Source organism: Psychrobacter maritimus (genome assembly GCF_904846345.1).
In the GTDB taxonomy this organism is placed as follows: domain Bacteria; phylum Pseudomonadota; class Gammaproteobacteria; order Pseudomonadales; family Moraxellaceae; genus Psychrobacter; species Psychrobacter maritimus.
On the sequence record NZ_CAJHAJ010000021.1, the window covers coordinates 1 to 4,088 of the forward strand.

Below are 4,088 nucleotides of genomic sequence, written 5' to 3' on the forward strand. Positions count from 1 at the left end.
TTCATGAGTATATTCACTACTATAATCATGAAAGAATTCAACTCAAACTAAAAGGACTGAGTCCTGTTAAGTACAGAACTCAGTCCTTGATATAAACTAAACCGTCCAACATTTGGGGGTCAGTTCAATTGGCGAGGTTTTTTATTATTAGCGTTTTATACGTAGTAAACGTATTTAATTAAACGAATTTAACTAAAAGGTTTTCGTTAATAGTACTGTCGCTGATTTTTCATCACGGTCGTCATAATAGGCAAAGTTACTAGAAGTGGTATCGTAATCAAATACCAATCTTGGCGTTAAGCCAAGCACAGTGAAATCGCGTTTCCATACTTGTAGACCCAGTGAGGTAGTTTTGTCTTCTCTTCTGGAGCCTGGCTCTCCGCCTACAGCATTATAATAACCTTTCCAAGCGCCACTACCTGCTGGATAGGCATCGGCAGGATCTTCATACTTCTTAATACCATAGCCTGCTGACACTAGTGTTGAGATACCGCGCTTCCACTCACGCCCCCAACCGATATTCACCGAGTTACGATCATAGCTAATAATACTCGATTTGGGCACATCATTTTGATAGTTACCTAGACCACCATAAAAATACTCTTTGGCATCTTTAATATAAAAGGCATTTAAGCCCAAAAACTGACCATCTGTTTCACGGTTCTGATTGTCATCATCTTCAAAGGTCTCTTTTGATAAAATACCGGTTGCCGTTAGTTTGAGCTTTGGTTTAACCCAGCGCGAGCCACTCACGGTCACGCCTTTACGTAAGCTATAGGCTTCTTCATCATAATATCGCTTAGTCACAAACGGCGTGAGCGAGACATCATTTTTGGCATCGTCATAACCAACGCCAGCGGAAGCCGTAAATAGGTAATCATTGTAGTCGGTCTCATCCCAATAACCCTTTAAAGACGCATTTCCGCCCACGGTGGCATAAAAGTTATCAGGTAGATTAAAGCGCTTGTTTGCGCTGCCAGATACTTGAATACCATTGGCTGACTTTTGCTCAACCGAATTTCCTACGCCTTCTAATACTATATTTTTAGATGGTGCATCGTTTATATTATTATCTCTGACATAGCTGGCAGAAGCATTAAACTGCCATTTCTCTGAACTATTGATTTGAGCTAACGAGTTTTGAACTCTAGCCATCACAGGTGCAGGCAGATCAACCGACTGCAGTTTTAAAAACTGCTCTTTTGCGGCAGCATATTGCTTATCAGCCTGCATCGCAATTGCCATATTTAAGCGAACAGGGTGAAAGTCTGGATCTGCCGCTAACATACCGCGATAGATTTCAATCGCTTGTTTGTTTTTAGCTTCACTGCGATATATCAAGGCATCAGCAAACTTGATAAGCATAGGGTCATTGGTTTCTAACGCTTTATAGTGGGGCAATACCTGCTTAACGGTCACCATATCCTGCGCCGCTAAAGCGTCATTCAAAAATTTACTAAACGCAGCTGGGTTGGCTTTTAAGGCTTCTAAGTTATAAGCGGTGGCGGCAGCAAGTTGCTGGCGACTTCTGATAGCACGTTGTGCTTCTGTATCATTAACAGTGGTAGAAGGTGCTGTTGGGTCTGATACAGCAGTTTGACTCTCGCGTTTAAGCAGTTCATCAGCTTGGTTAAGCTCAGGCTCTATCTCTGGTAAATCGTCTGGAGCAGCCATTGATGGTAGAGAAAACGCCATCATCGATAGCAAAATAGAAGCGGTGAGAGGTTTGCGCATATATTGATTATTCATGGGTATCCTTACCTAAGTACGATCACTAATTTTCTAAACATTTTTTCAACTTCAATTATCCTAAGGTATTTTAATGGTTTAAGCGAGCAAAAAAGCGTCCTAGGACGCTTTTTTGTTTGTTTTATACAGTCATATTACGTTATTGCTTTTCAGCACCAAAGGTTCCTTGGAAAGTTGTACCAGTTCCTGGCGTAGTTCCAGTTCCGGGTACGCTACCAGGTTGTGCTTCTTGGTAAATACCACCTAAGAACTTAGCATCCTCACCATAGAAACCACCTGAGGTTGCAATATTATCTTTACTACCAGCAAAAGTATTACCCGTAATACCAGCACTAATACCAATATTTTTATTAATATCAGCAAACTTTAATGTCCCTGTTAATGAATCGTTCACAAAATCAACATTAAAATTAGATGTACCATTAACCACTGGGGTTTTAAGAGCGCCTGAGCCTAAATGCAGATTATCCATATAGGTTGCAACACCAGCATACTGAACTTTACCTTCTGTAGGCATGTTCTCAGTTGCTTCACCCATGACGTAAACATTGGTATAGCGTGATTTCACCCCACCAAATGAACCTTCTTTACGCATGTCACCATACACATGACCGATTTGCATTTGCGAGTCGAAGTTCTTATAAACAGATTGATAATCGTATTTTAAATCAATCTTGCCAAGAATGGATTCAACTTTACCAAAGGTCGCTGTACTCGTATCTTTAGATTTTTTGAAACCATCATCGAGTGATATATCGTCAGATTTTACTAGTGTCAGTTTCGATGCTTGTCCGAATTTACCTGGTTTAGTAATATCTAGACGACCAACAAGCTGATTATAACCCGGTAGATTATCTGTATTAGTATCAACAATCATTACTGGGTTGGTATCTTCACCAGAACCTGTTGTGGTATTGAATGTATCATTGTCCCTTACAAACTGACGATAACCAATAGCATTTTCTGTTCCAGTCCCTGACACACTACTGACAGTATTGCTCATAACACCAGTTATAGCTTTAGGTACTGGTACTGGTTCAGAGTTAGAGCCGACTTTAGTAGCACCATAAGTTCCTTTACCGCCAGCATCTTGATATATACCACCTAATAGCTTGGCATCTTCTCCATAGAACCCACCTTTAGTATCAACGCCATTCCAATTACCCGCAAAGGTATTACCTGCAATTTCTGCTTTTATTTTCTTATCTTTCATACCAGCAAACGATAGTGTGCCGTCGACTTGGCTATCCACAAAATCAACACTAAAGTTAGACGTACCTACAGTTGGATCAACACCAATAATCTCACTTTTTGTATTACCAAGATAAGTGGCATCACCTTTGTAGGCAACTTTACCGTCATTAATACGGTTATTAATATTGTATTGCGATAGATCTTTCATGTACTTCATATCAACGTCATTTGTACTATTACCTTGTACATAGACGTTTGACAAAGTAGCTAATTGGGTTAAGTTAGCAGGACGTTTAAGATCGCCATACACATGACCAATTTGCATTTGATTGTCAAAGTTTTTATAAGTAGAGGTGTAATTTAGCTTATTGTCCCACGTACCACCAATTTGCTTGAGAGAGCTCTTCTTAAAACCCTTTTCGTAGTCTTGGTCATCTGTACTTCTTAATGTGACATTCACAGGTTGTTTAAAATAACTCGATCCAGTCTCATTAAAAAGAGCTGTGTAGGTATCGTAGCTCGCAGAAGTATTTGCGCTCAAACCACTATTGTCGTCTTTTGCAATACTATTTTGGAAGCCAGTAACTTTAGTATTTGCAGCAACTGTCGGGTTGGTTGGTGCTGGCGGTAATTGCTGTGCCGCTGCAAGAGCCTCTTCTGCAGCTTTCGCTCTAGCTTCAGCTTCTAATTTTTCTTTTTCCGCTTCATCGGCACGTGTTTGAGCCGCAGCCGCTTGCGCTTTAGCATCAGCCGCTTGTTGATTGGCGGCGGCTACTTTCTTGTCGGCTTCAACTTTAGCGTCACCAATGGCTTTGTCGGCAGCTACTTGCGCTGCAGTGGCTGCATTTTCTGCTGCGGTTTTGGCTAACAATGCAGCCTCTTCAGCAGCTTTTGCAGTCTCTGCGGCGGCTTCTGCTGCAGCTTGAGCGGCTTCGGCGGCGGCCGCACGTGCTAAGGCGGCGGCGAGCTGATCTTCGCCATTACCAGCATTTGCTAAGGCGTCTTCTGCTTTTTTCACGGCCTCTTGGGCTTTAACGGCATCCGCTTGGGCTTTGTCTGCAGCAGCTTGGGCGGCGGCGGCTTGGGCTTGGGCAGTGTCTTTGTCAGCATTGGCTTTGGCGGCATCCGCTTGGGCTTTGGCAGCG

The 4,088-nt window shown here is 42.2% G+C and carries 3 protein-coding genes; 1 reads left to right on the forward strand and 2 read right to left on the reverse strand.

Going from position 1 to position 4,088, the window contains the following annotated elements; all coding sequences use genetic code 11:
* Window positions 1–95, forward strand: a 95-nt coding sequence (locus tag JMX50_RS13100; RefSeq protein WP_201615439.1) for an IS3 family transposase, incomplete at its 5' end; no start/stop codon positions are given.
* A 97-nt stretch (window positions 96–192) separates the two neighbouring features.
* Here the strand turns inward: JMX50_RS13100 and JMX50_RS13105 are convergent.
* A complete protein-coding gene (locus JMX50_RS13105) occupies window positions 193–1,749 on the reverse strand; it encodes a surface lipoprotein assembly modifier (protein ID WP_201630054.1) in 1,557 nt (518 codons plus the stop codon).
* Between the two features lie 139 nt (window positions 1,750–1,888).
* Window positions 1,889–4,088: transferrin-binding protein-like solute binding protein (locus JMX50_RS13110; protein ID WP_201630056.1), on the reverse strand; the 2,200-nt coding region annotated here is incomplete at its 5' end.

Excerpts from the sequence above, each read along its gene's own strand:
- JMX50_RS13105 (WP_201630054.1), bottom strand. The coding sequence starts at position 1,749 with ATGAATAATCAATATATGCGCAAACCTCTCACCGCTTCTATTTTGCTA.